This is a genomic window from Nocardia sp. CA-128927, assembly GCF_050955855.1.
GTDB lineage: Bacteria > Actinomycetota > Actinomycetes > Mycobacteriales > Mycobacteriaceae > Nocardia.
On the sequence record NZ_CP192087.1, the window covers coordinates 2206176 to 2226082 of the forward strand.

Here is a 19907-nt window from a genome sequence, read left to right on the forward strand (position 1 = left end):
TCGATATCGCGCGGATGTCGACCAACCGGTGACCCGACATAGAACCTCCTGAGCAATCGAGCTCTCGTGTGCGGCGATGTTGATCTAGGTGCGCCATTCCACCTGTCGGCATGGCTAAACCTGTCGAGCTGTAGGTCGGGCCGACCGCGTTCGCGCTATGCCGGTGACGGTTCGAGGGAAGCCAGGGCTTGCTCGCGAAGCGAGGTCAGGATCCGGTCCAGGATGCGTGACACCTGCATTTGAGACACACCGATTCGTTGCCCGATCTCGGATTGAGTCATCGAACCGAAGTAGCGCCAGATAAGGATCTGGCGCTCCTGTTCAGGGAGCTGCTCAATGAGCGGGCGGACCGCCATGGCGTCTTCGAGCAGGTGATAACACTGCTCTTCGCACCCGAGGGCGGCGGTGCTGACGATGTAGCCGGAGTCGGAATCGTCCTCGCGAAGAGTGCTTTCCAGCGGCCTGGTCTTATAGCAATCGGCCGCACTCATCGCCTGGGTCACGTCGGTGAGTTCGACGTCGAGTTCGACGGCCAGTTCGCGGGCGGTGGGCAACCTGCCCAGCCGCTGCGCGAGCATTTCGGTAGCCGGTCCGAGCCGGGCGTGGATTTCCTTGAGCGTACGGCTGACGCGCAGTGCCCACGTGCGGTCGCGAAAATGGCGTCGAACCTCGCCCATGATCGTGGGAATCGCGAAACTGAGGAACGTCGGCCCTCGCGTGTAGTCGAAGCGTTCCACCGCCAGCAGCAGTCCGACGCGAGCGATCTGTTGCAGGTCATCGAGGGGTTCACCACGACGGGCAAAGCGGCGGGCGATATGCGTGGCCAGCGGGAGCGCGCGGCACACGATTTCGTCGCGCAGCTGTTGCCGATGCGGGTCGTCGGCAGGGAGAGCGGCGAGTCTCTCGAACCACGGTTCGAGATTGTCGTATCCGTTCGCCCTGTTCGCGGTAGTGGCCGGGTGAGTTTGCACAGCGGAGTTCATCGAGGGGCTCCTATTCCCTCGGGCTTCGCCGAGCCAGCGGTTTGCTGTACCGACTCGACGTGGGACGAATAACCGACAAAGGGACGTACAAACCTGGTGACCGGATCCGAGCTCTGCACGGGCGATAGAACGGGCGGGCGCGGCAGCCATCGCCATCGCCATCGCCATCGCCAACGCCAACGGCGACGGCGACGGCGACGGCGACGGCGACGGGCGCGATGATCACTGTCGAAATCCAGGGCCAGGCCCGCTCCTGGATTGACAGGCTGTTTGTCGTGCTGATGACGGGGCATATTCCCGGCATGACCACCCCGGTGACCGTCGGTGTCGAAGAAGAGTTTCTGTTGGTAGATCCCGCCACGGGTGCCCCCGTCCCGAAGAACACCGAGGTGGCACAGACAGCTGAAAATATCGGTGTCGAGCTGCAACTGGAGCTGACCAGTTGCCAGGTAGAAACCAGCACGGGCGTGCATAGCGACACTGTCGAGCTGCTGGAAGAACTGGCGAAATTGCGCCGCGACGTGGCCAAGTGCGCGGAACGTAACGACGTGCGTCTGCTCGCGGTCGCGATCCCGCCAACGGTGCCGGACCGGTTTCCGGTCACCGACACCCCGCGTTACCAACGCATCGCTCGGGAGTTCGGCATGCTCGCCAGCGAACAGGGACTGTCGGGTTGTCATGTTCATGTCGGGATCCCGGAGCGTGAGGTCGCAGTACAAGTCAGCAACCATCTGCGGCCCTGGTTGCCGGTCTACTTGGCATTGACCGCGAATTCATCGATCTATCGCGGTGCTGAAAGCGGCTATGCCAGCTGGCGCAGCATTCTGTGGCGCCGCTGGCCCAGTGCGGGCCCGCCGCCGTATTTCGAGTCGATAGCGGACTATGACGGTTTGATCGACATGATGCAATCCAGTGGCAGCATCCTCGACCGAAAGATGGTGTATTGGGATATCCGCGCATCGGAATCATTCCCGACTGCCGAGGTCCGGGTGCGCGATGTGCCGGCGACTATCGAGGAAACCGTCCTGTTGGCCACCTTGATCCGGGCCACGGCCATGACGGCACTCGAAGCGATCGAGAAGGGCGAGGGCGCGCCGCAAGTGCCGGACGAAGTACTACGAGCCGCGTATTGGAATGCCGCTCGTTCCGGCCTCGACGGAGACGGCCTCGACCCCGTCAGTCGACGGGTCACGCCGATTCGAGCGCTGACGGCCGCGCTGGTAGAGCACACTTCCTCGGCTCTCGAACAACTCGACGCACGCACCTTTGTCACCGAGACCCTGACGTCGGTCCTGCATCGAGGCAACGGTGCCCGTCGACAGGTCGCGGCGTTGCGCGCGGAGGGCGACATCGCGGATGTCATCGGCGAACTCACCGCAGCCACCTTGGAAGGATGCTGACGAGCCGCCGAGGTAAGCGGCCGTCGCGCGGATGAGTTGCACATAGCGGATCGGACACTATCCGCAACTGCCATATCAGCGCGCCGCGCGAGCACCACGACGACACCACTGAGCGCGGACGCTGAAACCGATGCGGCGCAGCAACACCGGCGTGAGTAACGGACGGTGGGGGCGTGCGCGCTCGGCTCCGACCCCGTACGCAACTATCGAGCATGCGTCGGTGCCGCGGTGCGGGCAGTGACTCGTTACCCCGCACCGCGGCGTGGGGCTTGTCCGCCACGCCAGCACATGTCGCCGGCCACGCGTGGCCGGCGACGGACAGCCTTTTCGATCAGTCGTTGTATTCGGTGGCCCTGGCCCACACTCGATGCTCTGGCAACAGGGCGGAGACCTCATCGAACGCTGCGGCAACCGTGTCTGCCGCTTCGACACCGGCGGAGGGGTCAGCGATTCCGGCGGAGCGGATCGCGTCGGCTCCGGCAGGGGTGTAGCCGATGCCCTTGAGATGACGGTGCGCTTCCTGCAACAGTAGGGTGAGCCGGAGGTCTTCGACGGTGCTCGCGATCACGAGTGCGTCGAACTCGACGGAGCGGACCGTGTCGAGGGTGCGCGACACAGTTACCTGCTGGGCGCCCTCGCCGAGCTCACCTCCGTGCGGCGCGATGACCAACGGCGTCATCGACTGATCGGCGATGGTGGCCACCGTGGCGGCCAGGTCCGCGAGGTCGGTCTTCGCGTCGGCGAAGATGCCGATGATGCGGCCGTCGCTGGGCCAGGTGCCGCCGATCTGCGCGAGCGCGGGGGAGACCTGCACCTTCACCTTCTTCTTGCGTGATTTTCCCGGCACCGGCAGGCCGAGGCCCGTCGCGACGGTGTCGGCGAGCTGTTCATCGATCTGCCGCAGCACCGCCACGGCCCGCTGCTTGATCGCCTTCTCGTAGCACTTGCCCAATTCGAAGGTGTAGGCCTTGGCGACATGTGCCTGCTCGAGCGGTGTCAGGCTGGCGTAGAAAATCCTGGCGGAACTGAAGTGGTCATCGAAACTCTTCGGAGCTTCACGAACCTTCTTTCCCGCGACGGCCTCCGGATATTCGATGAGTGCGGCTTCTCTGTTGCCGGCCAGGAACGGGCAGCCGCCGTCGAGACTGTTCGGGCGGTAGGGTGCGACGCCGGAATGTATTGCGGTCTGGTGCATTCCGTCGCGGAACATGTCGTGGATGCCCACGTGTGGCCGGTTGATCGGGAGTTGCGCGAAGTTGGGGCCGCCGAGCCGTGAGATCTGGGTGTCGAGGTAAGAAAACAAGCGACCTTGCAGCAGCGGGTCGTCGGTATGGTCGATCCCGCGAACCAGATGGCCAGGGTGGAATGCGACCTGTTCGGTCTGGGCGAAATAATTCGACGGATTGGCATTGAGCGTCATCGTGCCGATGACCTGCACCGGCGCGAGCTCTTCCGGTACAAGCTTGGTGGGGTCGAGCAGATCGATCCCCTCGAAGGTCTGCTCGTCGTTGTCGGGAAATACCTGTACGCCCAGATCCCACTGCGGGAAGGCACCGGATTCGATGGCATCTGCCAGATCGCGGCGATGCATGTCCGGATCGACGCCCGCGACGATCTGCGCTTCTTCCCAGAGCAGGGAGTGCACACCGAGTTTCGGCTTCCAGTGGAATTTCACCAAGACGGTCTTGCCGCGCGCGTTGATGAGGCGGAAGGTGTGCACCCCGAAGCCCTCCATCATCCGATAGGAGCGCGGGATCCCACGATCGGACATGTTCCACAGAGTGTGCGCGGTGGCCTCGGTGTGCAGCGTGACGAAATCCCAGAAGGTGTCGTGGGCGCTTTGGGCCTGCGGGATTTCGCGGTCCGGGTGCGGTTTCGCCGCGTGGATGATGTCGGGGAATTTGATGGCGTCCTGGATGAAGAACACCGGGATGTTGTTGCCGACGAGGTCGAAGACACCCTCATCGGTGTAGAACTTGGTCGCGAATCCACGGGTGTCGCGCACGGTGTCCGCCGACCCACGCGAGCCGAGCACAGTGGAGAAACGCACGAAAACCGGTGTCTCCTTGCCCTTTTCGAACAATGAAGCACAACAGATCTTCGCCGCGGCCCCGTCGGCAGCGAACACGCCGTGCGCCGCCGCGCCCCGGGCATGCACCACCCGTTCGGGGATGCGCTCGTGATCGAAGTGGGTGATCTTTTCCCGCAGATGATGGTCTTGCAGCAGCACCGGCCCGCGTGGGCCTGCCTTCAGCGAATGGTCGGTATCGGTCAGCCGGGCGCCCTGGGCCGTCGTCAGAAAAGGTCCCTGCTGGCGCATTGCCTCGACCGGCGCATCGACCGGTGCCCCGGTCGGCGTGCTCGGGCGCGGCGCGGCCTGGTCGGGTTTCGGCGGCAACGGCTCACGAGCCGTGGTCGGTTCTGCCACTGATGCCGCCGCACTGGCAGGTACGCCGGGCGCGATGGGCTGCGACTTGGCCTTCGAACGGCGGGTGGATCCGGGCATTCGACAACCCTCCTGTGATCGAACTGGCACGAAACGCTCTTTTGGCGGCGGTCACGAACGCGAACCGATGTCGGCAGGTGCCTTCTCCGACCGCCGGACCAGCTATGCCCGTCCGCCGGGAAGACAAACAGCTTGCGGAGCGTCGTTTCGCGAGATCGGGTGCGGGCATTCGCCCGTCGTGACTTCCTTATGGCTGGATCGAGCACACGGCAAGGTGTATCCGACTCTCGGGGCCGGTTCGCGGTTCGACCATGTCGTCGTCGGTGGCGGTCTCACCGGCGTGACGACAGCGCTGCTGCTGGCTCGTGGTGGCGCGTCGGTGGCGTTGCTCGAGGCACGCAGTCTCGGCGCCGCCGCGACCGGGAACACGACCGCGAAGCTGAGCCTGCTCCAGGGCACCCACCTGTCGAGTATCGCGAAAAAGCATTCCCAGGCGACGCTGCGCGCCTATGTCGACGCCAATCGCGAAGGGCAACAGTGGTTGCTGCGTTTTTGCGCCGACCATGGCATCGACACTCAGCGGGCAGCCGCGTTCACCTACGCCCAGACGCCGTCGGGCACCGCGCGGGTGGAAGCCGAGCTCGCGGCGTGCCGCGTCGGCGGCCTCGATGCGCGCTGGGTGGATGAATTGGAGCTGCCGTTCCCGACATATGGCTCGGTCTGTGTCGAGGATCAAGCGCAGTTCGATCCCATGGCGGTGTTGCGCGGTGTGGCCGACGCCGCCGAAGCGCATGGTGCGGTGATCTTCGAGAACACCAGGGTCACCGGTGTCAAAGGTGACGTCGTGCAGACCGAACACGGCGACATCCGGGCCGGGACGGTGGTGCTGGCGACGGGCACCCCGATCCTGGACCGCGGCGGGTTCTTCGCTCGGCTGGAGCCGGACCGCTCTTATGCGCTCGCGTTCGAGGTGCCCGGCCCGGTCCCGCACGGGATGTATCTGTCCGCCGACCAGCCGACGCGGTCGCTGCGCTACGCCCCGGACCCACGCGGCGACCTGCTGCTGGTCGGCGGCAACGGACATGTCGTCGGACGTGAGTCCGCAGCACAGTCCCAGGTGGACGACCTGATCGAATGGACTCGAACATATTGGCCCGGAGCCGAATTGACCCACCGCTGGTCGGCCCAGGATTACTCGCCGATCGATGGACTGCCCTACGTCGGCCCGCTGCTGCCGGGCAGCGATCACGTGCTCGTGGCGACCGGGTATTCGAAGTGGGGCATGACCAACGCGGTAGCCGCGGCACTGGCGATTTCCGGCCGGATATTCGGCGGACACCCGCAGTGGGCCCGCGTGCTGGAAACCTGGCGTCCACGCGAACTCGCCGGCCTGGCGACGGCGGCCAAAACCAACGGTGGTGTGGGGCTGGCGATGGTGAGTGGTTGGTTGCGTGCCGAACTCCATGGCGACGGGATCGCACCTGCCGAAGGTGTCGGCCGGGTGCGGCGGTCCGATCTTCGGCCGGTGGCGACGTGCACAGTGGATGGCAAGACAACCACGGTGTCGGCGATATGTCCGCACCTCTACGGCATCGTCGGCTGGAATGACGCCGAGAAGACTTGGGATTGCCCGCTGCACGGCTCGCGCTTCGCCCCGGACGGAAGCGTGCTCGAAGGACCCGCGACTCGCGCGTTGACACCGCGAGACTGACGGAATCGTATGGCCGCATGGCCTTCGCCTGAGTTTCCGCGACGGTTGAGAAACCCGCGGTAGCCAGTTTGCGCGCACCCCAATCTTGTAGCACAACCTTGCTAGCAAAAGATCGGAGATTTCGTGACAACGTCCGACCTCACCAACCGTCAGAATCCCGACGCGCAGGCTCGGGGTAGCCCACCGAAACCCCGCAGCTGCAACCGATTCAGAGGGCGCGGTAGTGGTGCACTGGCCCGCCTGGAGTCCTGGTGGAACAGCATCGTGAAACCCTCCCGCAACCTAGCCGGTCAGCGATCGGCCGGCGAGCCGGGTGTGGGTTGCGGGCGCTCGGACACCGCTGCGCTCGCTCGGCAGGCGCGGGCGGCATTCACGACCGAGAGCGCGGCGCCCAAGGCGACCAGCACGAGCCCGCGCAGCCAGACCTCGCCGTCGATCCGGGTGAACAGGAAAAGGCAGGAGGCCAAGCCGAGCCAGGGAACCACGGTCGGGATCCGGAAGTGGCCGGGCTCGCCGGCTTCCCGCCGCAAGACCAGCACGGCCGCGTTGACGCCGGTGAAGACGAACAGGAGCAACAAAACCAAAGTGGCTGCCAATGAATCGACTTCACCGGTCAGCGCCAGGATCAACGACAGCGTGGAGGTGGTGAGGATCGCCACCCATGGGGTGCGTCGGCCGGGCAGGATCCGGCCGAGAACTGGTGGCAGCAGGCCGTCGTTGGCCATACCGTACGCCAGCCGGGACGACATGATGCCGGTGAGCAGGGCGCCGTTGGCCACGGCGACCAGCGCGATCACGCTGAACAACCACTCCGGTATTGCACCGGCGACCCGCACGACCTCCAGCAGCGGCCCGCTGGACCGGCTCAGCTCCTCGGCGGGCACGCAGGCGCTGGCGACCACGCCGATCAGCACATACGCCGTACCCGCGGTGAGCAGCGCACCGAAGAGGGCGATCGGATAGGACCGTCGTGGATTCTTGACCTCCTCGGCCAGATTCACCGAGGTCTCGAATCCGACGAACGAGTAGTACGCCAAGACCGCGCCGGCCAGGACGGCCCCGATCGCGCCGTGGTCGGCGGTGCCCACCTGGGTGAGCCGGTCGAGATCGGCGTCGCCCCGCAGGATCACCCAGCCGCCCAAGCCGATGATCAAGACCAAGCCACCGAGTTCCACCAGGGCGGCCGCCACATTGGCGCCGAGCGACTCCTTGATACCGCGAATATGACAGTCATGCGGTGCCAATACCCAGCAGGTCGGTGCCGAAGCTGAAATGCCGGAGAATCATTCGCGACTGCGACTGCGACTGCGACTGCGACTGCGTCGACGGTGGCTGGTGTCGCACAGCGGGTAGTTTTTCGAACGTTTGCACAGGCACAGGGCGACCTGGAATCGGTCGCAGGTCATGCGGGTGCCGTCCGCGCGAATCACTTCGACTGGGCCTTCGATGAGCGCGGGTCCGTCATCGGTGAACCTTATTCGCCGCCGGTCATTTCCGGGTTTTGTCGGCACGGATCACCACCAATTCTTCGTATTGTTGCCCGGTCTGGATGAGGCCCGATGCGAGCAGGTGGTTCGTGCACCGGCGCATCACCGGTCCGAAAGGAATCGTCGCGCGGGCGACCACGGCGGCCTTGAGTCCGCCGTCGCGCAGCTGGGTGATGGTCAGGTCCGGGTCCGCGACGGTGGAGTGCACGATCAGTGCGGTCCCGTAGTCGGCCAGCAGGGTGGGGGCGAGGGTGCAGAGGCGGTCGAGTATCGATCTGCCGTCGTGGCCGGCGTGCCAGGCGCGGGCGCGTCCGCGCACCGGCACGCGGTCGTGGGCGGGAACGTAGGGCGGGTTGGCCAGTAGTACGTCGAATCGGCGGGTGGCCAGGGCTGTTTCGAAGTCGCCGTAGAGTATTTCGGCTTTGATGCCGTGCACGCGGCAGTTGAGCCAGGTGGTGGCGGCCGCCGCGCGGGAGATGTCCACTGCGGTGACAGAACGCGCTCCGGCCAGCCCAGCGCGCACTGCCAGCGCGCCGGTGCCGGAACAGATGTCTACTGCTTGCCCGCCGCGGGGTAGCGCCGCCTGGGCCAGCGCCTCGGCGAGTAACCAGGTGTCCGACTGTGGTCGGTAAATGTTGGGGGTGCGGATCAACATCACCTAGCGGAGATGCCCCGACGTTCGAGGTTTAATCACGGTCGGCGAGCGGAGTCAGCAACGAGCTGTCGCCGGCCCGCCAGCGGCCGAGAAGATGATCGGCGAAACGGTCCTCGAGCAGGTTGGTCACCTGGATTCCGAGGACCACCGACGCGCGCAGGCCGGGTTCGCGATCCAGGAGAGCATCGATCGCCTCGCGCATCACTTGCTCGTGCACGGCGTCGGCTTCGACGTGCTCGTTGTAGAACAGCGCGCAGGCAGGGTCGGCGTCCCAGCGGCCCAATGCCTGGGCCATCCGGGCGGCCCCGGGCGGCGAGGTGATCTCGACGGTGGCGAAATGCCCGACCAGCGCGCCGCGCCAGGCGCGATGCAAACCGAACAACGACATCATGTCGACCAGCGCGAGCATGGGCGCGGGAACGACATCGAGATAGTGCAGGTAGCCCGGATGCAGCCCGGCACCGGCCAGCAGGTCAGCGTAGAGCCGCGCATGCACGCGCTCGCCGCGCCCGCCGCCGAACTCATCGAATTCCACCGCGACCAGCGAAGCTTTCGCTTGACCACGCAACCGCGGAATCACCCACGCATACGGATCGGCTTCCTTGTGATGATAGATCGACCGATGCACGAAATACTCACGCAGCTGCCACAATTCGCCCTCGTCGCGCAGGAACGCGCTGACCCCGGTCTCGTCGGTCGGTACCGCCAGCAACCGCTCGAGCTCGGCGTGCAGATCGGTCCCGCCGTCGACGTCGTCGCTTAAGGCCCGCAGATAGTGCTGCTCCATGGCCGAACGCAACGTGAGCAATCCCGGATCCCACTCCCAGCCGTCGTCGACCGCCTCGTATCCGTGGTAATGCAGCTCATAGCAGGTATGCAGAGCCAGCTGGAAGTCCTCGCCGTAGGGTTCGAGTTCGGGCAGTGGCGGCGGGGCGCTGCCGGGAGCTCGGGACAACACATCGATGATCCCGGCGGACAGCTCACCGCGCGGTGCGGGCAAGATACCGACCTCGGTGTCGTGGGAGGTAGTCATAGTGTCGGCGTACCCCGGCCGAGGCGTTCGACGCGTAGAGTCCGAGAGACTTTGCAGGTGTCTTCCATCCGGGGCAACCCTGTGTGTTGTCGGTGCGCAGTGTGCTCGGCGAAAGGGTGGCGCGGGCCTTGGGAATCACCCTCGGCGGACGTCGGCAGACTTGTTCGCTTCTACATCGACGAACTTGAGGGTCCGGTGGCGCCGGGGCGACCGATGACATGAACCCGGTCTTCGCGGATCTCCACAAGACTGCTCACGCTTGCCGAAGTGCTCAAGCCCTCGGTCGAAGCGCGCACGGGCACACCGAAACGAACCAAAGGCCTGCGATTTGAATAAGGCTGTCATGGTGGTGGGTGATGTGGACGTCGAGGCCGGGATGGTCGTCGTGCAGTTGGAGACGTGATTCCGGCTCCGTTGCACCGCAAGCAGATTCATTCGCTCACCGTCGAGCCACTCCAGAGCCCGCCGGTAGGAGTCGTCGCCCTCGAACGGCGAACGATAAGCCGCGACCACACTGTCGGGTGTGCATCGATAACGCTGCGTGCCCAGCACCGCCCGGTCCGCGAACACCGAGCGCACCAGCAGGTGCTCAGTAAACCGGCGCGCCGCGTCTTCGCGGTCGCTATCGGTGTCCACATCGGCGGACAACTGGGTCGCGTGCCGCCGCAGCCGTGGGTGCAACGAAAGCCGCCGCCCGGAATCCTCGATCAGCAATCCTGCCTCGATCAAGACGTCGACGGCGGCATCGGTGCGCGCGACATCACGGTCGGCCAAGACCGCGGCTGTCTCCGTTGTCAGGTCCCGGCCGGGATAGACGCTGAGCAAACGGTAGAGCCGGGCAGATTCGGTGTCCAAACAGACGTAGGCGTCCGAGAAAACCGCCGCCACGGCGTCCCACCCGGCCACCGAGAACGGGGCGAGCCCGCGCTCATCCGCGGCGATCGAGGTGACTACCGAGGCGATGGACAACCCTGGACGAGCGATGAGCTTGGCGGCGACGATCTTCAATGCCACCGGGAGTCCAGCGCACTGGCGAACCAACATGGCGACGGCGGCAGTATCCGCGCGAGCACGAGCGCCGACCAGTTCGGTGATCAGGTGCGCTCCTGCGGCACCGTCGAGCGGCTCGAGGTGATGCGCGGCGGCGCCATCGACGATCAGCTCGCTGAGCCGGCTACTACTGGTCACCAGTACCGCGCTCGCCGGGCCGATCGGGATGAACGGCGTCACCTGAGCTGGATCGGTCACGTTCTCCAGCACGATCAGCACAGAAACATCCGCGGTCTTGCTACGCAACAGATTCGCCCGACTCGCCAGGGAGGCCGGCAGCACCTCGGTAGCGACACCCAAAGCCGTCAAGCACGCCGCCAAGGCGTCCTCGACCGACATGCGCTCGCCCTGTACGACCCCGAAATCCACGTGCAGATCACCATCGGTGAACATGCTTGCCGCCCGCGCCTTTTCGACGCTTCGCCGCACGAATGCTGTCTTACCGACGCCGGGAAGGCCGGTGCACACGTCGACACGCGCGGTGCCCGACCAGAATCCGTCCACCCATTGGAAGTCCGGTTCCCGGTTCACGAATACCCCAGGCCCCAACGGGACCTCGTGCGGCACCACCATGTAAGACCCTCCCACGCCTCGACCCACCACCAACGATCCCGATGCTCCGGTTGAAACGGAACCCTATCGCGAACCACCCGCATTCGAGACCGCTCCGGGTCGTCCTCGGTTGATGTCCACCCGCTGCCAGAGTCGGTGCCCGCGCGGGCTATCAAAGATTGGGTCGCCAGGACTGCAACGTGGCTTGCGCCATCAGCGACTCGGTAGAGACGCGAACGGGATGAGCGCTTCGACTTCGGCAATCTGCTCAGCGAAACAGAGTTCGGTGAAGATACCAAGCCCAGCACGGTAGTAGCCGAGCGCGCCGACCCGATCGGCCATCCCGAGTGCTCGGTCACCCAGGGCGACAAGAACTTCCGCTTCATCGAACCGACGGTGCCGAGACCGCATGGTCGCGAGGGCCTCGGACAACGGCTGCTCGGCTTCAGCGAACCGGTTTCGAGAGAGGGATACTTGCATGAATCTGCCAGCCACCGCCCGGCCGTTCAGGAGGGGGACGATCGTCGGGGTCCCGTCAGTCATCAACCGGGGGTGAGGCGTTGCCGGTCGGACGCGTCCCTGCGCGCGGAATCGCAGGCCCCGTTAGGTGGTGTGGCTTTGCCGAGGACTCTGAGATAGCCCGTGTGGGGCTGCCGGTGATCGAGCTGAGGTGGTGCAGATGGGTGGCGAGCGATTCCCGTAGGGCAGCGAGGTCAGCGCGGAGTTCGCGGGCGCGTGTCCAGTTGCGCTCGTGCGTGTCTGAATTGATATGGGGTTGTCTGGTGAGTTCGTGGTTGAGCAGCTCCGGATGCCAGTGCGTCAGTATCGGACGGAGGTGCTGGGCCAGTAGCGCGGTACAGATTTCTTGCAGGGGCCGGGTCTCGGGGGCAGGGCCGCTGTCGGTAAGCACGCTTCGGATGAAGTCCACGAACGAGTACAGCACCGTCAGGGCTTCACGGAGACCGTGGTCAGGTTGATTCAGCACAGAGATTCGGTGGGCGAGCTCGACCTGCAAAGACCAGCAACCTCGCAGGAGGCTTGTGCGGACATGTTTGTGGTGCATGGGTGGTCGGCTCGGGGGCGGTGCGAGGGTGCCTAGTGTGAGTGATCGTATTTGGGCGGTTCTCTGCGTGTCAGGATCGAAGGCGCGGACGATGTGGCCGGTGAGGGATGACACGCTCAGTGTCTGATCGGTTCGCGGTCGGAGCAGGGCGAGGTTGTCGAGTATGTCAGCTACGGTGTCGAGGGTGCGGCGCGCGGTGAATGCGTCGAGGTTATGCAGCCGACCGATGACAGTGGCGAGGTGGTCGGTGGTGATCGGCGCCGGTTCCAGCACCGCGATGATCCGCAGCACGTCGCGGGTGATGGCGGGCTCCACGCGGTGGTCACGGTCGAGATCCCGAAGGAGCCGGTCCGCGAGGTCGGCCAGAGCAGTTGGGCCGCAGTGGAGTTCGGTCAATGCGGCGTCAGTGCTGCTGAGTCGGGCGATGATGGTCAATGCCTCGGCGTGACCGTCCACTTTTTCGATGACCTGCGCGATGGTGCCGGGATCGGAGTCGGACCAATTGGGCGGCAGCAACGTGGTAGCGTCCTGGCTCGGCAGTTGACCTACTTCGATCGTTGTGCCGAGGCGGGCATATCGACGGTCCGTACTTGTGAGGACCGTATGTGCGGCGATGTGGGGTCCGAACAGTTCGCGCAGGTCATCGAGGCGCAGGCCTGGAGGAATGTTGTCGAGGACCCACAGAAACGGGTCTCGCTGCAATTGTGCGATGTCCTGGGCGGCGTTGTTGGTCGAGCTGGGAGATCCCTGCATGGCCTGCGCGATCAGCGCCCGCTGGCGGTGCAGTGTCTGCAAGGGATCGCTGGCGTCGGCGGTCAGCCAGCAAATACCGCCGGGAAAGGCCGCCCGGAAATGATGGGCGTATTCGAGGACTAGCCGAGACTTGCCGCTCCCGACCATTCCGTGCACCACCGCGACCTGTCCGCCGTGTTGTCCGGTCAACGGGGCGCGGTGGTGGTGTAACGCGGAATGGAGTTGCCACAGTTGAGGTAGCCGCCCGGCGAATCGTGACGAACTATGCCGGGCTGGGGCGGGCAACCAATGGGTTGTTGCCGATTGGCGGACCGCATCGATGACGGTGGGAATTTGTGCGGTGTGGACGGCCACAGCCGCGGCGAGTGTGCGGTATTCCGTCTCGTCCTCGGGCAGGGACGCGTGGCGGGCGTCGCGTAGCTCGATCGGGTGGATGTGGTCGGTGTTCGTTTCGGGATTGATGATCAGCACTCGACGCCGCGGGTCGCCCTCGTGTTGTCCCGCGAGGAAGGCTGCCGTCAGTTCGTGCTGGCAGGCGCGGCGGTGGGGATAGTCGCGGGAGTAGTAGGCCAACACAACTTTGGCACGACCGAGCTCGCGCAGGATGGTCTCGGAGATCGGCTGAAAAGGTTCGACGCCAACGTCGTCCCAGAACACCCGAAGGCCGGCGTCGCGCAGCGCGTGTCCGACACGCAGTGCGGGTTCGGCGTCGGAACGTGAGTAGCTCAGAAAGACATCCCATACCGGCATCATCGCTGCGTGAGGCTACCCGATCGGTATCATTGCCCGATGACACGGCCGATCTCGGGTACCAGGAACCAAATCGATGACCACATGGCAGCGTGGCAGCTACATGTCGAGCTGGCGACCCGTATCGCCGTGGTACCGCTGCCACGGGATCAAGGGCTGCTGAGCGAGGCGCTCAGTAGCCTGGAAGTGCTCGCTGACCGAGTTCGGGAAATTCTGCGCGAGCGCGGTCCGCACGACACCCCCGGTGAAATGAGTGCCTTCCAGACGGCGGCCTGGGCAGTCACCGAAGACATCGTCGGACCGTTGCTGACTCGATGGAAGAGGCGGCTGGTCAGTGTCGTAGCAGCCTCTACCGGCGCGGGACCCGTCGATCGGGAGCGGGCGTGGCCCGATCGATCGGCTCTGCGCGACGATCTCGAGCGTGCACGACTACAGCTGACGACCATAGCTGTCGAATTGGCAGAGCTGGCTGGTGCCAGCTCTTTGATCGCTGACCACGAGGAGATCCGATGAGCGGCGGTTACGGCCGAGCACGGCGTTCGCTGAGGCCAAAGCAAGTAGCGGTGAAGCTGCGCTTGCCGTTCGTCGGAGAGATCGCCGGAACTTGGGAGCCGGCCGAGGCTGAGCGTGAAGCCGCGTGGGAACTGTATGTCGAGTTGATCACGAGAGTCACCGTTGTCGAGCTGCGCCCCGATGAGGGTCTGGTTCGCGAGGCCCTGACCAGTGTGTATTCAGTATTTGAGAGTACCCGCGAGATCTTGCGAAAGTACGGCCCCGCGGTGGCGCCCCGTGGACGGAAGGAAACCATCACTTTTGGTGTGCTGGCAATCGGAGTTCTCAATGGTGCGCTGCGGCCCCTGCTGACCAAATGGCATCCGGCGCTCGCGGCATGGGAGGCGCAACGGCCGGACAGCGTGAACCCGGTGCAGCACGAACGTGACTGGGACCAACTGCCGATGGTGCGCAACGAGCTGTCGAGAACCCGCGCGTCGCTCGCCGAGTTGGCGAAGATACTGGCCGACGTTGCCGGAGCGGCTTATCTCCTGCCCGAGGCCCCCAACGACGACGGTGCTCCTTTACAGCGGGGGGGGCGTCCAATGAGCCGTGATCTCGTATTGACGAAATCAGTGGTGCTCTCGCCGACGACCCACGCGACCCTGGCGGACCGGCTCTTGCCGCAGGTCTCGGTCGGGTATGGGAAACTTGATCATCGAACGAGAGCTGCGGGCTCCTAGGATCAGCGCGCGTGTGTCCATGCGGCGCCTGGTGCACACGCTCGATGAACTCGCTTCGAACCGGAAGTCCCCACGACTGGTCGGCAACGCGGAATTCGATTGCGGCGTTGTTCAGGGTTGGGAGACCGCCTCGGCGAAGTCGGCGACCGCGTCAAGCAACTGCCGCAGCCCTGGTTCTTCGAGGGGGTAATGTCCGGCACCGTCGAGGCTTACCACGGTCTTGTCGACGCGGGTGACGCGGTCGAGGAACAGTGTGCTCAGGTGCAGCGGTGACCATCGGTCTGCGGTGGGTTGAGTGAGAAGGATAGGGCAAGTGTCGAAGTCTTCGGGTTCCACCGCCGGGGTGTAGGTCAGATAGCTGGCCAGGAATCGCAGTGTCACCGCGTTGCCCGCGGAGCTCTGATCGGCCAGCATCACTGCCAGTGCTGCCGGGTTGTTGGTCAACGCGCTCATCTTCGATGCGGTGCGCATCGGTACCTGTAACCGCGCGAGGGGTGTTCGTGCCAGGGCCAGCGTCAATGGGATCATGCGGGCCGAGGCCCTGCTCGCTGCGGTCTTGGCCCGGACCTCACCGATCCGCTCGTCGAGGAAACACATCCCCACCACTCCCGCGACAGCGCTGCCTTTGGCCGCCACGTGATAAGCGAGCATGCCGCTCGCGCTGAGCCCGTAGAGTACGATCGGGCGTGGATCGCGGGCGGATTCGGCGGCCACGAAATCGGCGACCATATCGACCCAGTCGGTGTAGCTCGGTTGCTGTCGGGCGGCGACGGTGGTCATTCCGTAGCCGAGGTTATCGATCGCGACGGTCTCGAATCCCAATTCGGCCAGCGGTGCGCCGAGGATCAGCGACAGCTGTCGTCCGTTGGTGCCCACGCCGTGGTGCAGGACTACTTTCACCGGCGATTCGGGGCGGGCGTATCGATCCAGGTGTATCGCGTTTCCGCGCCATTGCCAGAACTCCTCCGACGGAACACGATCCTCGCGGAGCCGGTAACCGAGAGGTAGAAACTCCTGTAATTCGCGCCACGAATCCTGATCCCGGTAGTAGCGACGGTCATCGGTGCTGTGTGCGGGCATGTCCGGCCTTCCTTCGAGGCGTTTGCGTGAGTGCTGTGGCTGGCCTAGCTCTGCGCCTGCGGCGGCAGCCACGGCAATGCGATGCCAAGCCCATTGCCGAAGAGTTCTTGCAGTTCGATGACGTTGCCGTCGGGGTCGCGGCCGTAGGTGGCTTTGCCGTCTTCGGCGGCTTGTGGTGGCGCGTGGAAGACCATGCCCGCTTGCGACAGGCGCGCGTACTCGGCATCGATATCGGTCACGTCGAAACAGAAATGGCTGTAGCCGGGTTCGTTAAACGGCCGGCTGGGGTTTCCTGCCGGTGGGTGCGGGCTGCGGTACTGGAACATTTCGATATAGGCGTTGCCCGCGCGCAACATGACGCAACGAGCAGCAGCGTCGGGCAGCGCGGTCATGTTGTCGAAGCGGTCCGTACCCGAAGGTATCTCGATATCGAACAGGACTTCACAGCCCAGCAGATCTCGGTAGAACGGCAGCAACCTGTCCATATCGCGGGTTGCCACCGCAACGTGGTGAATCCCTCGAATCATCGTCCACGCTCCTGTCCCGTCGATGTCGCGCACGTCAGACGCGTGCCCGCCAATACTGCGTTGCGTCGACAACTCCGACGCGAAATGCAGGAAAATGCCATCATGAGCGAGGAAACGCACGAATCAGTCGGGGTCGACGAACTCGACCTCTCCCTGGTCAACGCTCTGCAAATCTATCCACGCGCTCCCTGGAGCCTGCTCGGGCCCGTTCTGGGCACCGACCCGGCGACCTTGACGCGGCGCTGGGCCCGATTGAAGGCCGCAGGGTGTGCCTGGGTCACCACCACCGCCACCCAGGCTTACGTGGCCCGATCCTGCACCGCCTTGGTCGAGATCGACTGCGCGCCAGGACACGCCATGCGCGTAGCGAACATCATCGCCCGAGATCCGCACACGATCATGATCGACCGCTTGGCCAGCGGCCGCGATCTGCTCGTGGTCGTGTTCACCACAGACCTACCGAGCATGGAACGCTATGTCACCGACCGACTCGGCGCGCTGCACGGCGTGCAACGCACGACAAATCGCATCATGACCGGATTCTTCGCCGAAGCAGGACGCTGGCGCCTCGACGCCCTTGACCCGGATCAACACAGCCGCATCCAAGCCGCCTACCACCGGCCGACCCAAACATCCGGTGAACTGCACCCCAACGACTACGAACTGCTGCGGCTGCTCCACCTCGACGGCCGAGCCAGCTACGCCGAACTCGCCCCCCAACTGGGCATCAGCCCATCGACCGCACGACGACGCCTCGACCACCTCGAAGCCACCGGCTACCTGTCCTGGCAATGCGACTTCGCCCGACCACTCGCCGGATGGCCCATCACCGCGGCGTACTGGGCCAGCGCACCCACCGGATTGCTCGCCGAAACCGCCCGTAGCCTGGCCCAACTGCCCGAAACCCGCTTCTGCGTCACCGTCGCCGGACCCCACAACATCATCCTGGGTGTCTACCTGCACTCGATCGCCGACACCGACCGTTTCGAAACCGAAATAGGTCGCCAGCAACCCCATTTGAGCATCACCGACCGCGCCATCGCCTACCACACGGTCAAGGCATACAGCCGCGTACTTGACCCCCGAGGACGCTGCATCGAGACCATCACGCCCGCACCTGGGATCTCCAACTCCTGAATATCAACGCGGAAACGGTGGTCGTGCAGGGCTATTCGGTGAACGGCGAGAGCTTGATCATCAACGATATCTTTGCCATCCGGTCGCCGTGACGCACCCGGCCATCGGGCACCGCCGCCGCTTCGGCTTGCATGGCCCCGATGACTTTCTTGTTGAGGCCGCGCCGCGGATACCGGCTCAGCACCTGCGCCACCCAGGCCGGGTCCAACCGCTCCAGCCCGCGACCCACCACATCGGCCGATGAGCCGGCGAGCACGAACCCCGCTGGATCATCGAGCCCCGCGTGCGGGCTGATGTGACCGCACACCGCAGCCCCGACAGCCTGAGCCCGGTCCGGCGCCGCGCCCCAGAGCTGGACCAGCTCGGCCGCTCTCATGCCGCTGACATAGGCGGAACACTGCCCCGGCGTGGGCGTTTCCAACGTCAGGTCATGCAGCAGGCACGAGACGAACACCAACTCGTCATCGACCCCAACTCCCGCGGCACCGGCAAGGGCCTTACCGAAGAAGTAGCTGCGATAGGCGTGCTCAAGCAGATGCGGGCTCAGATCTTCGCGCGCCTGATCCACGGCCTGTCGAGCCAGCCGCGAATCCGGGAACGCGCCCAGCTCGGCCCGGGCGCCGCCGTACCGGCCAAGCCGGTAACGCACGGCGCCCACGATCGCGGACGGAGCCTCGGTGACAATCATCCGCGTCAGGTGTAGCTTCTGCCGCGGCGACAGATTCCCCGAACTACGCTGTGCCCATTCCCAATCCAACGTCGTGTTCATGACCCCACCCTGTCGCCGATGGTGGGGGATCCCGCGCTGATATCGGCGAAGGTGTCGGTGACGTGCTGCGTATCCATGTACTCACGCACCGAGGTGATCTTGCCGTTGTGTACCTCGATCAGGAAGTGATACTGATTGCGGTAGGACTTGCCGTTGACCACTTGGGCAGAGGATTCGGCTTCCATTGCCACCTTATCGCCGTCAGCGACGAATCCCACCGGGGTCATCACCAAACCGGTCGTGAAGATGGCGCTGAACCCACTGAACGACTCGATCATCTCGGCCTTGGTCTGCGTGCCTGCCCAGATGTTGCGTCCTGGTTCCCCGTTGGTCCACCACGTCACCTCATCGGACAACAGATCCAGCGCCTGCGCGGGGTGCTTCCCGGTGAACAGCTCGAAGAACCGGCGCACCAACTCCTTGTTCTCAGATGTACTCATGGCAACGATCATCGTGCGGCACCCGTGTCCAGCCCGCGAACGCACGAAATCATCAAACCCGCAATCCTTATGCAGGAATTCACCATAGGCAGCGCCGACGCCACAACTTCTCCGCGGATGCGCCGCAGCCATGATCGTCTGCGTATGGGGCGGGATCGACGTGTTCACCCCCGCAAAGGTGCGAGGAAACGCACCCGTTGTTTTCGGTGAGAGGGTCCGCAGAAACAAGCCGGTGGCGACACCGGACACCGCGCTGCGGACCGCACTCACCCGCGCTTGACCCGAGTGATCAGCTACGGCTTACCTTCCTGACATTCACCCTTGTACTCCCGACAAGCCCACTTCGTCTCATATTTCCCTTCGCTCCCGCGTTCTCGTTTCGTGAGCTCTAGGAGATCGTTGGATTTGTCGTCGAAGAACTTCTGCGTTCCGGCCTCGCTGGAACAGCGCGCCTTCATATCACCCTTGTGAGCCACAATGTTTTCCTTGAGCCGCTTAGTGAACCCCGTAACGTCACCACAGAGCTTCTGTCGGCTCCACGGAGTGAAGCGCAGCACGCGGTAGCGGTCTCCCAACGTCCGCAGGAAAAGATTCATGCCCGGCGGGTTCGTCTCGTACGGGGAACGGCCTTGAATCTCGGTGTACTCGCCATACCACGCACGGCTGCGCTCATCTGTCCCATTGTCCTCACACACGAAGTCCAGCACCGCGGCCGCGACCTTCAGGTTGTCAACGGCAGCTTGAATCCTGGATCTGGCACGGTTTGCGTGATTGACCGGTCCTGGATTGCCAACGGGCGCTTGATGATCGATCATGTCACCGGGGCTCTGATCTTG

19 protein-coding genes are annotated in these 19907 nt (G+C 64.6%); 5 read left to right on the top strand and 14 right to left on the bottom strand.

From position 1 onward, the window contains the following. Positions 1-155 precede the first annotated feature (155 nt). Complete coding sequence (locus tag ACQPW1_RS10635) at positions 156-1151, bottom strand: SigB/SigF/SigG family RNA polymerase sigma factor (protein WP_433662558.1); 996 nt, start codon at positions 1149-1151, stop codon at positions 156-158. 134 nt (positions 1152-1285) lie between these two features. On the opposite strand from ACQPW1_RS10635, the gene ACQPW1_RS10640 reads away from it, so the two are divergent. Further along, entirely contained in the window at positions 1286-2383 is a 1098-nt protein-coding gene (locus ACQPW1_RS10640) for a carboxylate-amine ligase (protein WP_433665199.1), read from the top strand. 331 nt (positions 2384-2714) lie between these two features. Here ACQPW1_RS10640 and ACQPW1_RS10645 read toward each other — a convergent pair whose 3' ends face one another. Beyond that, entirely contained in the window at positions 2715-4889 is a 2175-nt protein-coding gene (locus ACQPW1_RS10645; protein ID WP_433662559.1) for a catalase, read from the bottom strand. A gap of 178 nt (positions 4890-5067) precedes the next feature. On the opposite strand from ACQPW1_RS10645, the gene ACQPW1_RS10650 reads away from it, so the two are divergent. Continuing rightward, positions 5068-6540, top strand: a complete 1473-nt coding sequence (locus ACQPW1_RS10650) for an FAD-dependent oxidoreductase (RefSeq protein WP_433662560.1) — start codon at positions 5068-5070, stop codon at positions 6538-6540. A 290-nt stretch (positions 6541-6830) separates the two neighbouring features. On the opposite strand, the gene ACQPW1_RS10655 is transcribed toward ACQPW1_RS10650, so the two are convergent. From ACQPW1_RS10655 to ACQPW1_RS10685, 7 genes are all read right to left on the bottom strand, one after another. After that, a complete protein-coding gene (locus ACQPW1_RS10655) occupies positions 6831-7784 on the bottom strand; it encodes an APC family permease (protein WP_433662561.1) in 954 nt (317 codons plus the stop codon). Positions 7785-7823: 39 nt separating this feature from the next. After that, a complete protein-coding gene (locus tag ACQPW1_RS10660) occupies positions 7824-8051 on the bottom strand; it encodes a CDGSH iron-sulfur domain-containing protein (protein WP_433662562.1) in 228 nt (75 codons plus the stop codon). Further along, positions 8029-8682 (bottom strand): HemK2/MTQ2 family protein methyltransferase, encoded by a 654-nt coding sequence (locus ACQPW1_RS10665; RefSeq protein ID WP_433662563.1) that lies wholly within the window; start codon positions 8680-8682, stop codon positions 8029-8031. Before ACQPW1_RS10665 ends, ACQPW1_RS10660 begins: the two co-directional genes overlap by 23 nt. A gap of 31 nt (positions 8683-8713) precedes the next feature. Further along, positions 8714-9715, bottom strand: a complete 1002-nt coding sequence (locus ACQPW1_RS10670; protein ID WP_433662564.1) for an iron-containing redox enzyme family protein — start codon at positions 9713-9715, stop codon at positions 8714-8716. A 135-nt stretch (positions 9716-9850) separates the two neighbouring features. After that, on the bottom strand, positions 9851-11353 hold the full coding sequence (locus tag ACQPW1_RS10675) for a hypothetical protein (protein WP_433662565.1): 1503 nt from the start codon (positions 11351-11353) through the stop codon (positions 9851-9853). A gap of 177 nt (positions 11354-11530) precedes the next feature. Then, on the bottom strand, positions 11531-11860 hold the full coding sequence (locus tag ACQPW1_RS10680; protein WP_433662566.1) for a hypothetical protein: 330 nt from the start codon (positions 11858-11860) through the stop codon (positions 11531-11533). Beyond that, positions 11853-13883 (bottom strand): TIR domain-containing protein, encoded by a 2031-nt coding sequence (locus ACQPW1_RS10685; protein WP_433662567.1) that lies wholly within the window; start codon positions 13881-13883, stop codon positions 11853-11855. Before ACQPW1_RS10685 ends, ACQPW1_RS10680 begins: the two co-directional genes overlap by 8 nt. Before the next feature lie 39 nt (positions 13884-13922). Here ACQPW1_RS10685 and ACQPW1_RS10690 point away from each other — a divergent pair, with 39 nt between their 5' ends. Together ACQPW1_RS10690 and ACQPW1_RS10695 are read left to right on the top strand one after the other, a co-directional pair. Beyond that, on the top strand, positions 13923-14396 hold the full coding sequence (locus ACQPW1_RS10690; RefSeq protein WP_433662568.1) for a hypothetical protein: 474 nt from the start codon (positions 13923-13925) through the stop codon (positions 14394-14396). Further along, the gene (locus ACQPW1_RS10695; protein WP_433662569.1) at positions 14393-15118 is read left to right on the top strand and encodes a hypothetical protein; all 726 of its coding nucleotides are present in this window, start codon (positions 14393-14395) and stop codon (positions 15116-15118) included. Before ACQPW1_RS10690 ends, ACQPW1_RS10695 begins: the two co-directional genes overlap by 4 nt. A gap of 111 nt (positions 15119-15229) precedes the next feature. Here the strand turns inward: ACQPW1_RS10695 and ACQPW1_RS10700 are convergent, their stop codons facing one another. After that, the gene (locus tag ACQPW1_RS10700) at positions 15230-16198 is read right to left on the bottom strand and encodes an alpha/beta hydrolase (protein ID WP_433662570.1); all 969 of its coding nucleotides are present in this window, start codon (positions 16196-16198) and stop codon (positions 15230-15232) included. A 44-nt stretch (positions 16199-16242) separates the two neighbouring features. Then, positions 16243-16845, bottom strand: a complete 603-nt coding sequence (locus tag ACQPW1_RS10705; protein ID WP_433662571.1) for a VOC family protein — start codon at positions 16843-16845, stop codon at positions 16243-16245. Between ACQPW1_RS10705 and ACQPW1_RS10710 the strand changes: the two genes are divergently transcribed. Then, positions 16828-17862 carry an Lrp/AsnC family transcriptional regulator gene (locus ACQPW1_RS10710; protein WP_433662572.1) on the top strand — a complete coding sequence of 345 codons (1035 nt, stop codon included), beginning with the start codon at positions 16828-16830 and terminating at the stop codon, positions 17860-17862. The genes ACQPW1_RS10705 and ACQPW1_RS10710 overlap by 18 nt on opposite strands. Before the next feature lie 31 nt (positions 17863-17893). On the opposite strand, the gene ACQPW1_RS10715 is transcribed toward ACQPW1_RS10710, so the two are convergent. From ACQPW1_RS10715 to ACQPW1_RS10725, 3 genes are all read right to left on the bottom strand, one after another. Then, positions 17894-18631, bottom strand: a complete 738-nt coding sequence (locus tag ACQPW1_RS10715) for a phosphohydrolase (protein ID WP_433662573.1) — start codon at positions 18629-18631, stop codon at positions 17894-17896. Beyond that, positions 18628-19071, bottom strand: a complete 444-nt coding sequence (locus tag ACQPW1_RS10720) for a nuclear transport factor 2 family protein (RefSeq protein ID WP_433662574.1) — start codon at positions 19069-19071, stop codon at positions 18628-18630. The genes ACQPW1_RS10715 and ACQPW1_RS10720 overlap by 4 nt, the downstream gene beginning before the upstream one ends. A gap of 293 nt (positions 19072-19364) precedes the next feature. Then, entirely contained in the window at positions 19365-19886 is a 522-nt protein-coding gene (locus ACQPW1_RS10725) for a hypothetical protein (RefSeq protein ID WP_433662575.1), read from the bottom strand. Positions 19887-19907 lie beyond the last annotated feature (21 nt).

Excerpts from the sequence above, each read along its gene's own strand:
- ACQPW1_RS10725 (WP_433662575.1), bottom strand. The coding sequence starts at position 19,886 with ATGATCGATCATCAAGCGCCCGTTGGCAATCCAGGACCGGTCAATCAC.
- ACQPW1_RS10680 (WP_433662566.1), bottom strand. The coding sequence starts at position 11,860 with ATGACTGACGGGACCCCGACGATCGTCCCCCTCCTGAACGGCCGGGCG.
- ACQPW1_RS10640 (WP_433665199.1), top strand. The coding sequence starts at position 1,286 with ATGACCACCCCGGTGACCGTCGGTGTCGAAGAAGAGTTTCTGTTGGTA.
- ACQPW1_RS10720 (WP_433662574.1), bottom strand. The coding sequence starts at position 19,071 with ATGAGTACATCTGAGAACAAGGAGTTGGTGCGCCGGTTCTTCGAGCTG.
- ACQPW1_RS10700 (WP_433662570.1), bottom strand. The coding sequence starts at position 16,198 with ATGCCCGCACACAGCACCGATGACCGTCGCTACTACCGGGATCAGGAT.
- ACQPW1_RS10710 (WP_433662572.1), top strand. The coding sequence starts at position 16,828 with ATGAGCGAGGAAACGCACGAATCAGTCGGGGTCGACGAACTCGACCTC.
- ACQPW1_RS10670 (WP_433662564.1), bottom strand. The coding sequence starts at position 9,715 with ATGACTACCTCCCACGACACCGAGGTCGGTATCTTGCCCGCACCGCGC.
- ACQPW1_RS10635 (WP_433662558.1), bottom strand. The coding sequence starts at position 1,151 with ATGGCGATGGCGATGGCGATGGCTGCCGCGCCCGCCCGTTCTATCGCC.
- ACQPW1_RS10690 (WP_433662568.1), top strand. The coding sequence starts at position 13,923 with ATGACACGGCCGATCTCGGGTACCAGGAACCAAATCGATGACCACATG.
- ACQPW1_RS10645 (WP_433662559.1), bottom strand. The coding sequence starts at position 4,889 with ATGCCCGGATCCACCCGCCGTTCGAAGGCCAAGTCGCAGCCCATCGCG.
- ACQPW1_RS10685 (WP_433662567.1), bottom strand. The coding sequence starts at position 13,883 with ATGCCGGTATGGGATGTCTTTCTGAGCTACTCACGTTCCGACGCCGAA.
- ACQPW1_RS10715 (WP_433662573.1), bottom strand. The coding sequence starts at position 18,631 with ATGAACACGACGTTGGATTGGGAATGGGCACAGCGTAGTTCGGGGAAT.
- ACQPW1_RS10665 (WP_433662563.1), bottom strand. The coding sequence starts at position 8,682 with ATGTTGATCCGCACCCCCAACATTTACCGACCACAGTCGGACACCTGG.
- ACQPW1_RS10695 (WP_433662569.1), top strand. The coding sequence starts at position 14,393 with ATGAGCGGCGGTTACGGCCGAGCACGGCGTTCGCTGAGGCCAAAGCAA.